Annotated in this window: 18 protein-coding genes; 12 read left to right on the forward strand and 6 right to left on the reverse strand. The window is 52.0% G+C overall.

Annotated elements, in window-relative coordinates; genetic code table 11:
* Window positions 1-48: 48 nt before the first annotated feature.
* From mmsB to PsAD13_RS18765, 4 genes are all read right to left on the reverse strand, one after another.
* On the reverse strand, window positions 49-951 hold the full coding sequence (gene mmsB, locus PsAD13_RS18750; protein WP_063289382.1) for a 3-hydroxyisobutyrate dehydrogenase: 903 nt from the start codon (window positions 949-951) through the stop codon (window positions 49-51).
* A gap of 157 nt (window positions 952-1,108) precedes the next feature.
* Window positions 1,109-1,519, reverse strand: a complete 411-nt coding sequence (locus PsAD13_RS18755) for a DUF6163 family protein (protein WP_057464290.1) — start codon at window positions 1,517-1,519, stop codon at window positions 1,109-1,111.
* Between the two features lie 58 nt (window positions 1,520-1,577).
* Window positions 1,578-2,627, reverse strand: coding sequence for an enoyl-CoA hydratase/isomerase family protein (locus tag PsAD13_RS18760; RefSeq protein WP_244275191.1), 1,050 nt, complete (start codon window positions 2,625-2,627; stop codon window positions 1,578-1,580).
* Window positions 2,628-2,788: 161 nt separating this feature from the next.
* Window positions 2,789-3,928: an isobutyryl-CoA dehydrogenase gene (locus PsAD13_RS18765; protein ID WP_063319114.1), complete on the reverse strand. Its 1,140-nt coding sequence runs from the start codon at window positions 3,926-3,928 to the stop codon at window positions 2,789-2,791.
* A gap of 467 nt (window positions 3,929-4,395) precedes the next feature.
* Here PsAD13_RS18765 and hemB point away from each other — a divergent pair, with 467 nt between their 5' ends.
* From hemB to PsAD13_RS18790, 5 genes are all read left to right on the forward strand, one after another.
* A complete protein-coding gene (hemB, locus tag PsAD13_RS18770) occupies window positions 4,396-5,424 on the forward strand; it encodes a porphobilinogen synthase (RefSeq protein WP_057464288.1) in 1,029 nt (342 codons plus the stop codon).
* 34 nt (window positions 5,425-5,458) lie between these two features.
* Window positions 5,459-6,700 (forward strand): threonine ammonia-lyase, encoded by a 1,242-nt coding sequence (locus PsAD13_RS18775; protein WP_063319115.1) that lies wholly within the window; start codon window positions 5,459-5,461, stop codon window positions 6,698-6,700.
* A gap of 220 nt (window positions 6,701-6,920) precedes the next feature.
* Complete coding sequence (locus tag PsAD13_RS18780; RefSeq protein WP_208986800.1) at window positions 6,921-7,409, forward strand: RDD family protein; 489 nt, start codon at window positions 6,921-6,923, stop codon at window positions 7,407-7,409.
* A gap of 83 nt (window positions 7,410-7,492) precedes the next feature.
* On the forward strand, window positions 7,493-9,325 hold the full coding sequence (locus PsAD13_RS18785; protein ID WP_063319117.1) for an SLC13 family permease: 1,833 nt from the start codon (window positions 7,493-7,495) through the stop codon (window positions 9,323-9,325).
* 38 nt (window positions 9,326-9,363) lie between these two features.
* A complete protein-coding gene (locus tag PsAD13_RS18790) occupies window positions 9,364-10,110 on the forward strand; it encodes an arginyltransferase (protein ID WP_063297555.1) in 747 nt (248 codons plus the stop codon).
* A 16-nt stretch (window positions 10,111-10,126) separates the two neighbouring features.
* Here PsAD13_RS18790 and PsAD13_RS18795 read toward each other — a convergent pair whose 3' ends face one another.
* A complete protein-coding gene (locus PsAD13_RS18795; protein ID WP_208981026.1) occupies window positions 10,127-10,798 on the reverse strand; it encodes a uracil-DNA glycosylase in 672 nt (223 codons plus the stop codon).
* On the reverse strand, window positions 10,785-11,369 hold the full coding sequence (locus PsAD13_RS18800; RefSeq protein ID WP_057464284.1) for an NYN domain-containing protein: 585 nt from the start codon (window positions 11,367-11,369) through the stop codon (window positions 10,785-10,787). The genes PsAD13_RS18795 and PsAD13_RS18800 overlap by 14 nt, the downstream gene beginning before the upstream one ends.
* Window positions 11,370-12,192: 823 nt before the next feature.
* Here PsAD13_RS18800 and rpoZ point away from each other — a divergent pair.
* The 7 genes from rpoZ (at window position 12,193) to rnc (ending at window position 18,465) form a co-directional block, all read left to right on the forward strand.
* Window positions 12,193-12,588, forward strand: a complete 396-nt coding sequence (gene rpoZ, locus PsAD13_RS18805) for a DNA-directed RNA polymerase subunit omega (protein WP_057464283.1) — start codon at window positions 12,193-12,195, stop codon at window positions 12,586-12,588.
* A 95-nt stretch (window positions 12,589-12,683) separates the two neighbouring features.
* Window positions 12,684-14,921 (forward strand): bifunctional (p)ppGpp synthetase/guanosine-3',5'-bis(diphosphate) 3'-pyrophosphohydrolase, encoded by a 2,238-nt coding sequence (locus PsAD13_RS18810; RefSeq protein ID WP_063291607.1) that lies wholly within the window; start codon window positions 12,684-12,686, stop codon window positions 14,919-14,921.
* A 24-nt stretch (window positions 14,922-14,945) separates the two neighbouring features.
* The gene (locus tag PsAD13_RS18815) at window positions 14,946-15,539 is read left to right on the forward strand and encodes a hypothetical protein (RefSeq protein ID WP_063319118.1); all 594 of its coding nucleotides are present in this window, start codon (window positions 14,946-14,948) and stop codon (window positions 15,537-15,539) included.
* 25 nt (window positions 15,540-15,564) lie between these two features.
* Window positions 15,565-16,149: a DUF2062 domain-containing protein gene (locus PsAD13_RS18820; RefSeq protein WP_057464281.1), complete on the forward strand. Its 585-nt coding sequence runs from the start codon at window positions 15,565-15,567 to the stop codon at window positions 16,147-16,149.
* A 152-nt stretch (window positions 16,150-16,301) separates the two neighbouring features.
* Complete coding sequence (gene acpS, locus PsAD13_RS18825) at window positions 16,302-16,721, forward strand: holo-ACP synthase (protein ID WP_063319119.1); 420 nt, start codon at window positions 16,302-16,304, stop codon at window positions 16,719-16,721.
* Between the two features lie 139 nt (window positions 16,722-16,860).
* Entirely contained in the window at window positions 16,861-17,616 is a 756-nt protein-coding gene (gene lepB, locus PsAD13_RS18830; protein WP_057464279.1) for a signal peptidase I, read from the forward strand.
* A 141-nt stretch (window positions 17,617-17,757) separates the two neighbouring features.
* A complete protein-coding gene (rnc, locus tag PsAD13_RS18835; RefSeq protein WP_057464278.1) occupies window positions 17,758-18,465 on the forward strand; it encodes a ribonuclease III in 708 nt (235 codons plus the stop codon).
* Window positions 18,466-18,495 lie beyond the last annotated feature (30 nt).

Here is an 18,495-nt window from a genome sequence, read left to right on the forward strand (position 1 = left end):
ATTTCTTAATCACTAGCAAGCGTGTAGACCTTTCCGTTAACCCTCTGTTTACCCTGACTTCCGAAGCAAGTGGATGATGCCGGAGAAGTCGACGTTTTCCCCGCCATTGTTACAGTATTCCTCATAGAGCCGAGCCGCCTTTTCACCCATTGGTGTGTTAGCTCCGCTCGAATCTGCTGCCTCTTCCGCCAGTAGCAAGTCTTTCAGCATCATTGGCGCTGCAAAGCCGGGCTTATATTCATTGTTGGCTGGCGACGTCGGAACCGGTCCGGGAATCGGGCAGTAGGAGGTCAAAGACCAACACTGACCGGAGGACTTGGAGGAGATGTCGTAAAGCTTCTGTGGGTCCAGACCCAACTTTTCAGCCAAAACAAACGCCTCGCAGGTACCAATCATCGAAATACCAAGCAACATGTTGTTACAGATCTTTGCTGCCTGCCCAGCGCCAGCATCACCGGCATGAACAATCGAGGCTCCCATAATATCCAGGAGCGGCTTAGCCCGTTCAAATGCAGAATCAGGCCCACCAACCATAAAGGTCAATGTGCCGTTCGCAGCACCCACAATACCTCCGGAAACCGGAGCATCGACCATGCCCATGCCAGCTTCGCTTGCTGCTTTTGCAACATCGCGACTGCTGTCCACATCAATAGTCGAGCTATCGATAAACAGCGTGCCCTTTGGTGCATGCGCAAGAATTCCATCTTCGCCCGTATACACGGCACGAACATGCTTCCCTGCTGGCAGCATGGTAACAACAGCCTGAACGTCGCGAACCGCTTCAACTGCTGACGAAGCAACTTGCCCGCCCGCAGCCTGAAACGCAGTACGCGCCTCTTCAGAAAGATCTACACCGACGACTTCATGTCCGGCTTTGACAAGATTTGCAGCCATAGGGCCGCCCATATTGCCAAGACCAATAAAAGCAACGCGAAGAACAGTTTCTCCCATTGCATCCTCCCGAAAATCGCCGTCCGTCAGGATTTTGAACATTTAGAACTTGCCCCAAGCTGATCACTTAGGGTTCGCTCAGATCAATTTGACGTGAACGGCAGTTTGCAAAACAGTAAATTTCAATGAGTTACAGACCAAACTGAACTTTGGTCGATCAGGCCCGTTCCTCTCGCTCTGCAAGGTAAAGCAGAACGAGATAAAGGGCGATTGCACTGATGTAGAATACGACCTCAGTCGGACTACGACCAAAGACCATGGGAAACACGGAATACATCACCACTTGAGCCAGTGAGCGGAACAGCCACATCACTGTTCCCCAGCTGGAAAGCAGCCACAGACCGATGGCAGTCACCAGATCGAGAATAGCGAAAAAGATAATGGTAGACTGCACTTGTACGCCGACGCTCTCAAACGGAGCACCGTCAATCAGGCGCACACCAAGTATTGCGCCCCAGTAGCTTAGGCCTGCAAACAGCATGAAGACGGCAAGCAGCCTGACATACGCATGCAGCAAAAACTGAAAGGAGGGAACCCTCTTCATCAGCTCTACAAAAACGCCAGGCATACCTAAAGCTCCACCTTACAAATCTGCCCCAATCACAGGCAGTAAGCCCCTTGCCCCGTTAAAATACGAGGTCACCCCCCTTCGGTGACATAAAATGGGCCTCAACATCAACTGTTTTTATTTCATCGAGGCTTGAATGCTGCCATTTAGGGGCGTGATCCTTATCGATAATCACAGCTCGTACACCCTCATAGAAATCCTTGCCCAGCAGAATCTGTGAAACAATCCGATGCTCCATGACCATACACTCGGCCATGGAAAGCCCCGCACCGCGCCGCACCTGTTGAAAAGCAACTTCCATGCTAAGCGGAGACCGCTTGCCAATCGTTTCCAGAGCAGCAACCGCAAAGTCATTATGCTCCGAGCCCTGCAGCTTGCGCAGACGGTCCACAACTTCCAGCGTGCTCTCAGCGCCAAAGCACTCATCCACCACATCCGCTTTGGCATGCAGCGGCGCAGCTCCCGGATCAAACGCATAGCGCGCCAACACAGGCTCTACGTCCTGAGCCTCACACAGCGCCTCTGCCAACGCAGCCATATCCTCAGACTTCACCGCATGGGTCAAAACGCCGGTCCAGTAGCAATCCGCTTGCCTCAACCGCTCCCCGGTCATCGCGCAGTACATGCCCGTGTTCTGAGGCATCTTCGGCAGGAAGTGACTGCCACCCACATCCGGGAAGAAACCAATCGCCGTCTCAGGCATGGCAAACATCGTCTTCTCACTGCCCACACGATACGCACCGTGCACAGAGATACCGACACCGCCGCCCATCACAATACCATCAAGCAGCGCAATCAAAGGCTTAGCGTAGCTTTCCATGTAAGTGTTGAGGCGATACTCGTCCGCAAAGAACGGCAGGCTCATATCAATTTTCTCAGGCCCGTTTTCGGCAACCTGACGAATATCTCCACCTGCGCAAAAGGCCTTTTCACTGTTGCTCTTAATGAGAACATGATGGACCGCATCATCAATCAGCCAGCGCTCCAGCTGCTGGTGCATCGCAACGCACATCTCATGTGTCAGCGCATTCAGCGCCTTGGGGCGATTGAGAATGATAAGACCGGCATGGCCCTTCTCTTCAAAAAGAACATCAGTAGTTTCGGACAAGACTTCCTCCGCATATTCCTGTTGCACAGCGTACCTATTCATTTTGCTAAATTTGCTCAGCGTATCTCTGAAAAGTGCCTACCGGTTTTCGGATAAAGAAACGCAACATAAAAGCCAAAGCAGTTCACTCCAAGCATCCTAGGAAGAACTGCTTCGGCAACTCAAGCTTTCATCAGCTCACGCGCCACGATGACGCGCATAATCTCGTTGGTTCCTTCCAGAATCTGGTGAACCCGCAAGTCGCGCAAATGACGCTCCAGCGGATAATCCTTCAGATACCCGTAACCACCATGGATCTGCAGCGCTTCATTGACCACCTTGAAGCCCGTATCCGTCGCAAGCCGCTTGGCCATCGCCGCCATCTTGGTCGCCTGAGGATCTTTCCGGTCCAGCAGAGACGCCGCCTTGTGCAACAACAAACGCGCTGCTTCAAGTTCCGTCGCCATATCCGCAATCTTGAACTGCAGCGCCTGAAACTGCGCCAGCGAGCGCCCAAACTGCTTGCGCTCATCCATGTATTGCAAAGCCCGGTCCAGACAGAACTGCGCGCCGCCAAGCGAACAGGCGCCAATGTTCAGGCGTCCACCATCAAGTCCGGCCATGGCAATAGAAAAGCCCTGCCCCTCTGCGCCAACCAGGTTCTCCACTGGAACACGGCAATCTTCAAAGATCACCTGCGCCGTCGGCTGGCTGCACCATCCGAGCTTATGCTCATTGGCCCCAAAGGACAGACCCGGCGCATCCTTCTCAACCACGATACAGGATATCCCCTTCGGCCCGTCCTCACCTGTGCGAACCATACACACGTAAACATCAGAGACACCGCCGCCAGAGATGAAGGATTTTGAGCCGTTGATCACATAATGATCACCATCCCGCACCGCCTTCGTGCGCAGCGACGCTGCATCTGACCCTGCTCCCGGCTCGGTCAGACAATAACTCGCCACCTTCTCCATGCTGCAAAGACCGGGGAGAAATCTCTGCCGAACCTCATCAGACCCAAACCGGTCCAGCATGCCAGCAGCCATATTATGGATAGACAAAAACGCAGAGGTGGAAACACATCCCTTGGAGAGCTCTTCAAAGATCAATGCCCCATCAAGACGTCCCAGCTGAGAGCCGCCCACATCTTCACGCACATACAGCCCGCCCAGACCCAGCGCCGCTGCCTTGCGAAGCACATCCAGTGGAAAATGAGATTTCGCATCCCACTCTGCTGCAAAAGGCGCCATCTCCTCCTGCGCAAATCCGGCTGCCATATCCACAAAGGCGCGTTGATCTTCGTTCAGTTCAAATTCCATGGAATCCGTCCTCCCGGCAAGCAGCCTCCCACAACCACCAGCCACAATATTAATGTAATTGCGTCAATCGGTAGACCCACACCAAAACTGCGTCAATTCTCGGAAAGACCAAGGTAAGACCAATTGCTCAGTCAAAACAGCGCCCCGTACACAGCAACGTTCCAAAAACGCAAAGCTTTCAAACCAACGCAACAAATCGCGCAAAGCTATAATCCGCGAGTGATTCCCCGCTTGTTCCCCTCGCGCCTCCAATCAGCTGAGAGGATAAGTCTGTCGTCCACCGTTTAATTGCTCTGAAAGCGAAAACCTTCCCGCGATTCTAAAGAACCTCTGGAACACAAAAAGAATTTGAGTTTCATCAAGCAAACTCCCCGTGCTATCTGACATCAAATGCCCTAGTAGTTTTGAGTAAACCGACGCTCTCAGAGCTAAAGACGCCACACAACAAGTCATTCAGGTGAGTTACCATGCCGTTTGCCAATGAATCGCATTCTTCCGTAGACATGAACCAGATTTTGAACGGCCGCCGAATGCGTCGCAATCGTCACAGCGATTGGTCCCGTCGTTTGATCCGCGAAAACACAATCACCACGGACGACCTGATCTGGCCAATCTTCCTGATTGATGGCGAGAAGAAAACCGAACCAGTCACGTCCATGCCAGGCGTTGAGCGCTATTCTGTCGATATGGCAGTGCGCGCCGCTGAGCAGGCTGCAGAACTTGGCATTCCGGTTATGGCATTGTTTCCAAACACTGACCCTGATTTACGCGACGAAATGGGCACCGAAGCGCTGAACGACAGCAACCTGACCTGCCGCGCGCTGCAAGCCATCAAAGCAGAAGGTTTCCCCGTTGGCCTGATGACAGACGTTGCGCTGGACCCTTACACCTCTCACGGCCACGATGGCCTGATGGCAGGCGACAAGATCATCAATGATGAGACCGTAGATCAGCTGTGCCGTCAGGCCCTTATTCAGGCAGAAGCTGGCTCTGATATCATTGCACCTTCTGACATGATGGATGGCCGTATCGGTGCAATCCGCTATGCGCTGGACAATAATAACTTCGAAAACCTGCAGATCATGGCCTACTCCGCAAAGTATGCCTCCGCCTTCTATGGCCCGTTCCGCGACGCTGTTGGCTCCAACTCTAACCTGAAGGGCGACAAACGCACCTATCAGATGGATCCGGCCAACACGGACGAAGCGCTGAAAGAAGCTGAGCTGGATCTGGATGAAGGTGCAGACATGATCATGGTGAAGCCGGGAATGCCTTACCTTGATATTCTCCGCCGCATCAAAGACGCCTTCCTTGCACCAACCTACGCCTATCAGGTCTCCGGCGAATACGCCATGATCTGTGCAGCAGCGCAAAACGGCTGGATGGACAAAGACAAAGCCATGCTGGAAAGCCTGATGGCGTTTAAACGCGCTGGCGCAGATGGTGTCTTAACCTACTTTGCACCTGAACTTGCGAAAAAGCTAAACGGCAAATAAAGCCCGTAAAACAAGACACCTGCGAGAACAAAACATGCCAAAGGTGGCCTCACCTCTTCTCACCCTTTCAAAGATTGAAGAGGCTGCAAACAACATCAAGGGCGCGGTGATATCAACACCGCTCCTGCCAGCCGCTCAACTGGATGCCATCACAGGCGCCACTGTTTTCGTCAAATACGAGAACATGCAGGCCACCAACGCCTTCAAAGAGCGCGGCGCCCTGAACAAGCTGCTTCACCTGACAGATGAAGAGAAAAGCCGCGGCGTGATTGCCATGTCCGCCGGCAATCACGCACAAGCTGTGGCTCTTCACGCACAACGTCTTGGCATCCCGGCACTCATCGTCATGCCCAACGGCACGCCCTACGTAAAGGTGGAAGCAACCAAAGCCTTTGGCGCCAAAGTCGTTCTTGCTGGTGAAACTGTAGACGATGCTAAGAATGAAGCTGACCGCCTGTCAGAAAAACACGGCTATATCTGGGTTCATCCGTTTGATGATCTGGAAGTCATCGCAGGCCAAGGCACAATCGCTCTTGAAATGCTGAAGGCCCAGCCAGATCTGGACACGCTGATCGTACCAATCGGCGGTGGCGGCATGATCTCCGGCATCGCAGTCGCAGCCAAGGCGATCAAGCCGAATATCGAGATCATCGGTGTTGAAAGCGAGCTCTACCCGTCCATGTACGCTGCCCTGCGCAACCAGCCAATGGAATGCGGTGGCAACTCTCTGGCAGAAGGTATCGCGGTCAAAGTGCCCGGCACTTATACCCAGCAGCTGGTCAAGCAATATGTCGACGACATTCTGCTTGTCAGCGAAAGCCAGATAGAGGAAGCCATCAACATCTTCCTCACCCGCCTGAAAACGGTGGCTGAAGGAGCTGGCGCTGCTGGCCTTGCCGCCATTTGCGCGCACCCGGAGCGATTTAAAGGCAACAAAGTTGGACTTGTCCTCTGCGGAGGCAACATCAATCCCCGCCTGCTGGCATCCATCGCATTGCGCCAGCTGGTCCGCCTTGGCAACATCATACACATCCGCTGCAACATCCCGGATCGTCCGGGCATCCTTGGCGAAATCTCGACAACGATCGGTCAGCTGGGCGGCAACATTTTAGAAGTCTCTCACCATCGCCTCTTCCTTGACGTCTCCGTAAAAGGCGCAACACTGGACGTGGCTATTGAGACCCGTGACAATCAGCACGCAAAAGAAATCGTTGCTGCGCTGGAAGAAGGAGATATCCACGTCTCCCACCTGTCTTCTGGCGAGATGCGATTCTAGGGTTATCCCCACTCGCAAACTGCAATTGAGATCAGCATCTGCGCCGAACACCGTGTTCGTGCAGATGCTCGCATTATGAGCGGCGCAAAATTATCCTCTCATTGCCAGATTCTACAAAAATAGTTTGCTACCCCCGCTTGAAACTTGAAAATAGCACACCCAATTCTACTGAGAGACGCTGGGGAATGCCCCGGCACAGTTGAACCTGACAGAGGCAGAAATGAGCCAAGAAGTGAGCGCGCACCCGAACATCTATTATGATCCCTATCTTAATCCTCAGCTGTTTGACGGCGTGCGGAAAAAACGGATCTTTGCGTGCGTCATCGATATTATCGCGATCACCGTTCTCTCTGCCATCGCTTACTTTGTCGTCGGCTTTCTCGGCATCCTGACACTTGGCCTTGCATGGTTGTTATTCCCTGCAATCTGGCCACTTGTTGCCCTGGCCTACACTGCGTTTTCACTAGGTGGGTTTAACTCCGCAACACCGGGCATGCGTGCGTTTGGCTTGGAAATGCGCCTGAGCAACGGCGGACGTCCATATCCGCTCTATGCAGCAATCCACGTCCTGCTCTTTTATTTCTCAGTAACAATACTCAGCCCTTTTGTCCTCATAGTCTCATTGTTTAGTGACCAAAAGCGCCTGCTCCATGATATCGTGCTTGGTGCCGTTATTATGAATTCCCCGGTGGATAGTCTGCATCGATAACAAACCAATGATGCAACGTGCAGTGACGAACCTGCCAGGACCCTCTAATAACGTGTGAAAGTGTAGCACGAGCGGGGACGCGCATGGAGAACCTGAACATACCGATGATCCTGACCTTTGTGATCATCGGATTCACGATCGTCCTGTATGCGCTGGAACGCGTTGCGATCGAGATCGTAGCACTGGGCTCCATTGTAGCTCTCATGCTGCTGTTCATGGCTTTTCCCCAAACATTGAATGGAACGCCAATCAGGCCGGAGGACTTTCTCTCCGGCTTTTCCAATCAAGCGCTGATCACGGTGATCTGCTTGCTGATTGTCGGCCAAGGCCTCTTCCAGACGGATGCCCTCGACAAACCCGCTCAGGCGATCCTGCGCATCTCAAAACAGCGCCGCTGGCTGGCAACCGGCCCTTTGCTGATTACTGTTGGCATTGTCAGCGCATTTTTGAACAACACACCCGTTGTTGTCATCACGCTTCCAATTCTGACCACCGTCGCCGCCGCGCATAACACCTCCTCCTCTCGTTTTCTCATGCCTCTCTCGTTCATTACGATCCTGGGCGGCATGACAACGATGATCGGCTCCTCCACCAACCTGCTCGTAGCCAATGTCGCCAACGCAACTGGTGAAGTCCGTATCAACTTCTTCACCTTCACCGCATTTGGCTCCATTCTCGCAGCCGTCGGTGCTGTTTATGTTTTGGTGATTTTGCCGCGTCTGCTCAAACCTCGCCAGACCATGGCAGAGGAGTTCACCGGCAAGGATGGTCGCCAGTTTATCGCACAAATTCCAATAGTTTACGGCCATCCTCTGGTGGGAGAAAAGGCTGTCGCAGGCATGTTCCCAGCGCTTAAGGAAATGACGGTTCGCCTGATCCAGCGCGGAGAACGCCCGCTCCTGCCGCCCTTTGAAGACGTTCAGCTACAGCCGGGTGATACAGTAATCGTTGCCGCAACCCGCGACACTCTCACCCGCGCCATCAGCCAACGCCATCCACTCCTTCCAGCTGATGCAAACGAGAGCCCAACCAGCGAAGCAGAACACGCTTCTCCGTCTGGTACGCTCACTCTTGCAGAAGCAGTTATTGCGCCCGGCTCCCGCCTGATTGGCCGCACGCTCTCCATGACAAGTTTCCACGCCGACACCGGCTGTGTTGTCACCGGATTGCAGCGTCGCAGCCGCATGCCACGCATGCCAATGACCGATATCCGTATGGAATCCGGGGATGTTTTGCTGATTGCTGGCAACCGGGAAGAGATCAACCGCCTGCGCGGAAACCGCGATGTTCTGCTCATGGACTGGTCAGCAACCGAACTGCCACAACGACAATATGCCCGTCGCGCATTGGCAATCTTCGTCGCCATGATCACCTTAGCAGTGTCTGGTGTTGTGCCAATTATGGTGGCATCAATCGCGGCAACCCTTGCTATGATCATGTGCGGCTGCCTCAACATCCGCCAGACACTGCGCACAATCGACAGCCGGATATTCATGTTGATCGGCGCCTCCATTGCTGCCTCCCTCGCTCTGGAAGCAACGGGGGGTGATAATGCCATTGCACAGACATTGCTCAACATCGCCGACGGCAGATCTCCAGCCTTTGTCCTCTCGCTTCTCTTTGCCGTTGTTGCGATTTTAACCAACTTACTCAGCAACAACGCAACAGCGGTGCTCTTCACGCCCATCGCAATCGAGATGGCACACAGGACAGGCGTGCCCGTAGAGCCCTTCATTGTCTGCCTGATTTTTGCAGCAAACTGTTCATTTGCAACACCAATCGGCTATCAGACGAACCTCATCGTAATGGGTCCGGGGCATTACCGTTTCTCAGATTTTCTCTTCGCCGGCACACCTCTCGCCATAATCATATGGTTGACCTTCTCAATTGTCGCTCCTTACTATTATAATCTGTAAGGCGAAAAGAGGATAAATAAGAGAAAGGGACGCCCTAGGTGACACGGCAAGCCTATGATAACCCGCAGTTTTATCTGACTGCCCCTACGGATTGCCCCTACCTGCCAGATCGTAAAGAACGCAAAGTCTTCACGCATCTTGTCGGGCCCAATGCCCCTGCGCTCAATGACGTCCTCACACAAGGCGGTTTCCGCCGCTCTCAAAACATCGCCTATCGTCCAGCCTGCGAAGACTGCCGCGCCTGTGTTTCAATCCGCGTCTGCGCGCAAGAGTTTCAATGGACGAAGTCTTTGAAGCGTGTCTGGAAAGACAATCAGGATCTGATCGGAACAGAACTTCCACCAGGCCCTTCAACAGAGCAATACGATCTGTTCCATGAATACTTAAGTGCCCGCCACACCAACGGCGGCATGACAGAGATGTCCCCCACCGACTATTCCATGATGGTGGAAGACACGCACGTGGAGACAGCCCTCATTGAGTACCGCCGCAGAGGCCCGAACACCTTCATATCCGGCGAAGGCGAAGGTCCGCTGATTGGGGTTGCGCTAACAGATCGCCTTTGCGATGGCCTGTCCATGGTCTACTCGTTTTTCGACCACAACGAGACCACGCGAAGCCTCGGGACCTACATGATCCTGGAACACATCGCCAGAGCACAGCACCTTGGCCTGCCCTACGTATACTTGGGATATTGGGTTCAAGGGTCTCCAAAAATGACTTACAAAGAACGCTTCAAGCCACAAGAGCACCTTGGTGCACAAGGCTGGGAAAAGCAGAAATGATATCCCCCTCTCAAATCTAGAGGGATTTCAGATAGTCCTGAACGCGCAGGAACACCGACGTAAACTCTTCAGCCGTAATGCGCCGCGTGTTTACGTTGTACTGCGAACAATGGAAGCTGGAAAACATTCTGAGAGAAGGCGTAAGCTGAATTTCGCTACCATGCGCAAAAGGATAGTCACGAAGCTTAAGCTCAAAAGCCTTGAGCAACTCTTCATGCGCTGTCCGCCCAACAGCCACAACAGCCCTCGTCGCATCACTAACCAACAGAGAATCCAGAAAGAATTCACGACATGTCCGGATCTCAGCAGGCTTCGGCGCATTCTTCGGCGGCATACACTTCACCACATTGGTAATGCGCACATCAATCGGCTCGATCCCGAGCTCAGGCTCTGCCTCATTCCTGTAAGCAGCAAAACCACTCGCCGTCAGCGCACCATTCAGCATCTCACCTGAAAAATCACCAAAGAATGGAATACCCGTACGGTTCCCCCCTTTGTGCCCAGGCGCCAACCCAACAACAATAAGAGAGGCATCAACTGGACCAAAATCCAGCACCGGCGCATTGTGCCAGTCAGGATGAAGCGCGCGCAACTCCTCCCTATACGCAACAAGCCGGGAACAGAGTGCACACTCTCTCCCCGGCTTCTGCAAACTTTCGATACCGTGACGAACCTTAGTAGTCGTCATCTCCGATCTCATCATCCTCTTCTTCAACACGAGGTGGACGTTCACTTGGGTCACGTCCAACACGCTGCATCAGCGTAGACAATTCAATGAAGTGATCAGCCTGACGGCGCAGGTCATCAGCAATCATTGGAGGTTGCGTCTGAAGTGTAGAAACAACAGAAACTTTACGGCCACGACGCTGAAGCGCCTCAACCAGAGAACGGAAGTCACCATCACCAGAGAACAGTACAATATGGTCAACATGGTCAATAAGCTGCATGGCGTCTACAGCCAGCTCGATGTCCATATTGCCCTTAATTTTGCGACGTCCTGCAGAATCCACGAATTCCTTTACAGGTTTAGTAACAACTTTGTAGCCATTGTAGTCCAGCCAATCGATCAGAGGTCGAATGGAGGAATACTCCTGCTCTTCCACCAACGCTGTGTAATAGTAAGCGCGTAGCAGGTAGCCCTTTGATTGGAATTCTTTCAAGAGACGCTTGTAATCGATATCGAAGCCAATAGCTTTCGCTGTCGAATAAAGGTTCGCTCCATCAATGAATAAAGCAATCTTTTCGCGGGGATCAAACATATTATTTTTAGCCTTTCCGCTGCACAGACGCGTAAGTCAGTAACTTGTTATAAGCAATCACTTTCTGGGCATGCCTGTTTGCTGTCGTGACATGCCTAGAATGTATGCCATTCTAATTGACCCGGTTGCACTCTACGTTAAATCGAATACGCATTCGTTACGGACAAACATAAAACCTTGCCCCTCAGCATATATATTGCATTGGCCTAGTTAATATTGGACCAATGCGGTTCGATTCACCGGCCAGAAACTAAAACAAGATGAATGAAATTTACAGATGTCATCTTGCATAAATTAACAGGAACCCACTAAATATTCCCAGTTTATATTATAGATCCAAGTTAGCTTAGAAACAAACCACCGGATATAGATACTAAAGGTTCCAATAGAAACAAGGTTTCCTTGTTTTTTCGGATCTAGTGCATCCCAAGAAAATCTAGGTCCCAAAATGGGTTAATCTCTTATGTTATTTTTTTTCATCTATTCCAATTCCAGTGTACAATTCACATCTTGAATAGCATTCAGGTGTTGCAGATTTGAAAATTCATTCCCCCAGAAGAAGCTGTAATAAAAAACTAATCCGACGCAGCACTGCACACTAAAACATCTCTTCACAATAGTATTTAAACTAAAATTATGCGCGATAGACCTAAAGCCCCAATTTTTCTATGGCCTAATCTTAAGCAGCAGAAAGATGGAAAAACGCTCCCCACATAATAAGATGTAAAGGAGTTGCACAAAAAATGCATAAACGGCTCTTGCCTTGCAACAAGAAGCATTCTATGAGTGGCCTCTGAATTCCCAGATATTATGGAGTGATCGAATGGCACGTGTGACCGTCGAAGATTGCGTCGACAAGGTTGAAAACCGGTTCGAGCTGGTTCTACTTGCCAGCCATCGCGCCCGGATGATTTCAAGTGGTTCTCCACTGACAATCGACCGCGACAATGATAAAAATCCGGTCTGCGCACTTCGCGAGATTGCTGAAGAAACTGTGAGCCCTGAAGATCTTAAAGAAGATCTCATTCACTCACTACAGAAGTTCGTTGAAGTTGATGAACCAGAAGCTGAAACAGCTCCAATGGTTCCAAGTGACCCACAGCAGCTTCAGATTAATGCCGTTGATGATTCAGAAGTAGAATTTGACAGTATTACTGAAGAAGACCTGCTTAAGGGGCTTGAAGGCTTGGTACCGCCGGAACGTTCCGACGACTACTAATCGCCCTCTGCAAGATGTCGGCGTCGGCCGGGCCGGCGCCTCGCATTTTCAGGTCCGGCCCTAGCTTATTTTTAAAGTGAAGCGGCCGCCCGAAAATGATGCGTCAATACGAACTTGTTGAGAAAGTAACCAGCTACAATCCCAATGCGGATGAAGCACTGCTCAACAAGGCATATGTTTATGCCATGCAAAAGCATGGTACCCAGACCCGCGCCTCTGGGGATCCTTATATTTCCCACCCTCTTGAAGTTGCTGCAATCCTCACGGATCTGAAGCTTGACGACGCAACCATTGCTGTCGCTCTTCTTCACGACACCATTGAGGACACCGATGCCACACGTGCCGAGATTGACCGCATGTTTGGCGAAGAGATCGGCAAGCTCGTAGAGGGACTTACAAAGATCCAGCGCCTGGATCTGGTTTCCAGAAAAGCAAAACAGGCCGAGAACTTCCGCAAGCTCCTGCTTGCGATTGCTGATGATGTCCGCGTCCTCCTTGTGAAGCTGGCTGATCGCCTGCACAACATGCGCACACTTCACCACATGCGCGAAGACAAACGCCTCCGCATCGCTGAAGAAACCATGGAAATCTATGCACCCCTTGCTGGCCGCATGGGTATGCAGGACATTCGCGATGAGCTGGAAGACATCTCTTTCGAGACACTCTACCCGGACGCCCGCGATACCATTCGTGAACGCCTGGCAACTCTGCACGGCAAGAACGAAAGCCTGATCACGGACATTGAAGAGGACCTGACGCAGCGCCTCGCCGAACAAGGCATCACAGCCAAGATCAGTGGACGCGAAAAGCGCGCTTACTCCATCTTCCGTAAGATGGAAGAAAAGTCTCTCGGCTTCGAACAGCTCTCCGATATCTACGGTTTCCGAGCAATCGTGCCAACACCAGAAGATTGCTACCGTGTACTGGGCGTGATCCATACGGCATGGCCATGTGTACCGGGCCGCTTCAAAGATTACATCTCGACGCCAAAGCAGAACGACTATCGCTCCATACACACAACCGTGGTTGGACCGAAGCGTCAGCGTGTAGAGCTGCAGATCCGCACCCAAGCCATGCACCGCATCGCTGAGAACGGCATCGCAGCACACGCGCTCTACAAAGACGGCGTCACCGGTGGCCGCAACATTCAGTCCATGACGGCAGAATCCCGCGCCTATGGCTGGCTGCGCGGCACCATTGACCTGCTAGCACAAGGGGAATCCCCGGAAGAATTTCTCGAGCACACCAAGCTTGAACTCTTCCACGACCAGGTCTTCTGCTTTACACCAAAAGGCCGCTTGATCGCACTGCCACGCGGCGCAACTCCAATCGATTTCGCCTATGCCGTTCACACGGATATCGGCAACACCTGCGTGGGTTGTAAAATTAACGGACGCATCTCCTCGCTGGTCACTGAGCTGACCAACGGCGATGAAGTCGACGTCGTCCGCTCACAGGCGCAGACCCCTCCTCCGGCCTGGGAAAACATTGCTGTCACAGGCAAGGCACGCTCTGCAATTCGCAAGGCAACCAAAGCTTCCGCACGCCAGCAATATGGCGGACTTGGCAAACACATCCTTGAACGCGCCTTCTCCCATGCAGGCAAGGACTTCGACGAGGCAGCTCTTGAAGCACACATCAAGAAGTTCACCATGGAAACCACGCTCGACTTGCTCGTCGCCGTGGGTCGCGGAGATGTACAAGCAAGCGCAATTCTGGAAGTTGCATATCCAGACTACGCACCAGCACAAACAGCTGACCGCAACCCAAGTGCACCACCCGCAGCAGGCTCAGCCTCAGAAGGCTGGTTTGATCTGGACAAAGGCAGCTCAGTCAAGTTCAAGATTCCGGAAGGATCTCAGGAGAGTTCCAAAAACGGCTCTCTGCCTATCCGTACCAGCGTCTCCGGCTCGCTCCCTGTGCGCTTTGCCCCAAGTGGCGGCGCAGTACCAGGAGACCGCATCGTCGGCATCCTGACACCGGGCGTTGGCATCACCATCTATCCGATCCAGTCACCGGACCTTAAGGAATTCGACGATCAACCTGAGCGTTGGCTCGACGTGCGCTGGGACATCGACCCCAATGCACCAGAACGTTTCCCGGCGCAGATCAGCGTGTTCGCGGTCAACGAGCCCGGTTCACTGGCAGCAATCACCAAGGTCATCGGTGATCACCGCGGTAACATTGATAATATCAAAATGATCCGCAAAGCCTCCGATTTTCACGAGATGCTAATTGATCTTGAGGTATGGGATTTGAAGCACCTGAATCTGATCCTGAACCAGCTGCGTGCCAAACCCAACGTTTCAGAAGCGCAAAGGGTGAACGGCTAGCTGCTGAAAACAAGAGGAAAACCCATGGGGCCCAATGCAGTCCTGGACGTTTTCAGAGAAACAAAAGCCCTGAAGGAAGGTCACTTCATCCTTCCTTCAGGCTGGCACGGCTCAGCTTACCTGCAACGACAAAAGCTGCTGGAATACCCGGATAAGGTTGAAACCCTCGCCTCCGAACTGGTGAAAAAAATTGCTGCCCACCAGCTCCTCAACTTCTCCCATTTCGTTGCCCCCAGCTTAGGTGGCCTGATCGTCGCACTGCAAACTGCAAGAATCATGCAGAAGTGTGCCCTCTGGCTTCGCCGCGAAGGCGGCTACCTCACCACCGGACCGGCAACCATCCCTCCAAAGTCAAATGTATTTATAGTTCAGGATGTTGTAGGAACAGGTCACCTATGCCTTTCCACAATTGAAGCGCTGCAGTCACTGAGCATTAACACCGTAGGTATTGGTTGTTTTATCGACAGGAGTCTTGACGATACGGACTTAGGAGTACCTCTAATATCTCTTGCTCCTTTAAAACGACCGGTGTATGCAGCCGAGAATGTACCAAAAGAACTCGCTGAGATACCGGCTATAGAAACAACCCCAATCGAGCCGTTTAACTGGCGCGATTGAAAATAAGCAAAGTACTTGAACCGAAATGATTTTTAAACGGCGGGATAAACCAACAAGAATAGAACGTATCCGCGTGGCTGTTTGGCCGCGTCACAGTTGGTCTCGCTCTTTCAGGTACTTAACAAAACGGGTTCTCCGCCTTTCAGCCAGCCCAAGAAAGATTGCAGCAGGCTTTGCCGCAGGCGCCGCCGCTTCTTTCACGCCATTCCTCGGTTTCCATTTTATTCTCAGCTTTGTCTTGGCCTATATTCTGCGCGGCAACATGCTTGCCGCGGCATTAGGCACAGCCGTAGGCAATCCACTCACCTTCCCGTTTATCTGGGCCAGCACCTACAAAGTCGGTCTCTATATTATGGATCTGGAAGACAAGCCCCTTCCGGATTTAGGTGGCAAGCTGGATCATTCCATGCTGTCTCAGTCTCTGGATTCAATCTGGCCAATCTTAAAACCAATGTTGATTGGCTCAATCCCGCTCGGTCTGGCCGCTGGTGTCTTTTTCTATTTTATTGTTCTGGGCTCGGTTTCCACTTACCAGAAAGCCAGAGCACATCGTTTTCGCTTAAAAAGAAAGCTGGCAAAAAAAAGCAAAAATGTCGCTCAGGAAAAATAAACGGGATCGCCGGACCGGCACTCCAACACTGAGCAGACCAGCAGGAGACACAAGTTGTTTCCTTGAAAAGATTTGCACCACAACAACTTATTCAGAAGGCTTGTGAGTTTCGCGCTCACGCGCCAATATATCCGTCACACAACGAGGCAGAGATGATTATTGGCATTGGCAGTGATCTGAGCGACATTCGAAGAATAGAGAAAACACTCTCCCGTTTTCCAGATCGCTTCACAAAACGCGTCTTCACAGATGTTGAGCGGGCAAAAGCAGAAAGTCGCGCCAACAAGGCTGCAACCTATGCGAAGCGTTTTGCCGCCAAAGAAGCCTGCTCCAAGGCCTTGGGCACAGGTCTTTCCATGGGCGTTGCTTGGAAAGAGATGGGCGTCGTGAACCTGCCGAGCGGCAAACCGACCCTGCATCTGTCCGGCGGCGCGAAAGAAAGACTGGATAAACTTGTGCCAAAAGGCTTTGTGCCACGAATTGACCTTACAATTACGGATGATTACCCGCTGGCACAGGCATTTGTCGTTATTTCGGCATGGCCAGAAGACTGGCCGGGTCTAGAGCCGTGAAAACGTAAATGAACTGGATTGCAGAAGTGGCCTTGAACCGCTAAGAGATCCACCTATGTGAATATTATTGTCAGGAGACTGACTCGCACTATTTAAGTGATGGGCATCGGGCCAAGCGAGTATTCTCTTACCACGAAGGATGAACATGAGCCAATCCAAAGAAAAGGAGCAGGAAGGCGGCGTATATGAGACCATTAAGGTCATCGCTCAAGCTCTGCTACTCGCTCTGGTTGTTAGAACATTTCTTTTTCAGCCATTTTTTATTCCTTCGGGCTCCATGAAAGATACTTTGCTGATTGGCGACTACCTGTTTGTCTCTAAGTACAGCTATGGCTACTCAAAGTACTCCTTCCCATTTGGACTGGCACCATTTGACGGGCGTGTCTGGAGTTCCCCTCCAGAGCGCGGCGACATTGCCGTTTTCAAGCTACCAAAAGACAACTCCACCGATTATATTAAGCGTGTGGTTGGCTTGCCTGGCGATGAAGTTCAGATGATCAATGGCATTTTGCACATCAATGGCAATGCTGTTGAGCGCAAGCGCATTGACGATTACATCGAAAAAGACGCTTATGGGAACATTCACAAGATCCCGCGTTATATCGAAACACTGCCAAATGGCATAAGCTACCAGACCCTTGATATCACGACCAATGGCTCTCTGGACAACACACCCGTCTATCACGTACCAGCAGATCGCTATTTCATGATGGGCGACAACCGGGATAATTCGCAGGACAGCCGCGTTCTTTCCGAAGTGGGCTACGTCCCGTTCGAGAACTTTATCGGACGCGCTGAAATCATCTTCTTCTCTATTGAAGATGACCAGCCTGCATGGATGTTCTGGAAATGGCCTTGGACCGTTCGCTGGGATCGCCTTGGCGACGTACTCTAAAGCGTAGCGCCTGCAAACGGCCTCCGGTTTACGGAAAAAACTACGCCCAACCACACTTGAAGCAGTTTGAGTGATACAGTTAGTGACACAAACTGCTTCAGAAAGTCTGCAAAGCAGTCTTTGAAGGAATTAGCCGGAATTATGAGCAGAAGAAAAAGACCGGTATCAGACGCAGCTCTGGAAGAGCGCATCGGCTACAAGTTCACGAACAAGGAACTCCTTGTTCGTGCTTTGACGCATGCCAGTGCCCTTCCGGTTGCAAAGGCTTCCCTGCAGAGCTACCAGCGCCTTGAGTTTTTGGGCGATCGAGTGCTCGGCCTTGCAATTGCGACGATGCTGGAAGAAAATTTCCCTAAAGCAGATGAAGGGGAACTTGCTCGGCGCCTGAACCAACTTGTAAAGCGCGAGACATGCGCTGAAGTTTCCAAGGTCATCGACATTGGCCAGCATATGCGCGTCGGCGAAGCTGAAGCACATACTGGTGGACGATCTAAAACAGCAATTCTTGCAGACATGTGCGAGAGCCTGATTGCAGCAATTTACCTTGATAGCGGATTTGACGAAGCCGAGAGCTTCATCAAACGCTATTTTGCTGTAAGAATGGTGTCTTACACAGGTCCATTGCGAGATGCCAAAACAACTCTTCAGGAGTGGGCACAGTCCAAAGGACGCCCTACTCCGTTATACGAAACAGTCTCTCGCAGCGGCCCAGACCATGCCCCGATCTTCAAGATCCGCGTGAATGTGGAAGGCGTTGGTCCCGGCGAAGCCGTCGGAAGCTCAAAGCGCATTGCAGAACAGTCCGCTGCCGAGAACATCCTGCGCCGCGAAGGCGTGTGGAGCGAATAGGTCTTAAATGAACGACGAAAACAACAACAA

It is taken from the genome of Pseudovibrio sp. Ad13, assembly GCF_001623225.1.
In the GTDB taxonomy this organism is placed as follows: Bacteria; Pseudomonadota; Alphaproteobacteria; order Rhizobiales; family Stappiaceae; genus Pseudovibrio.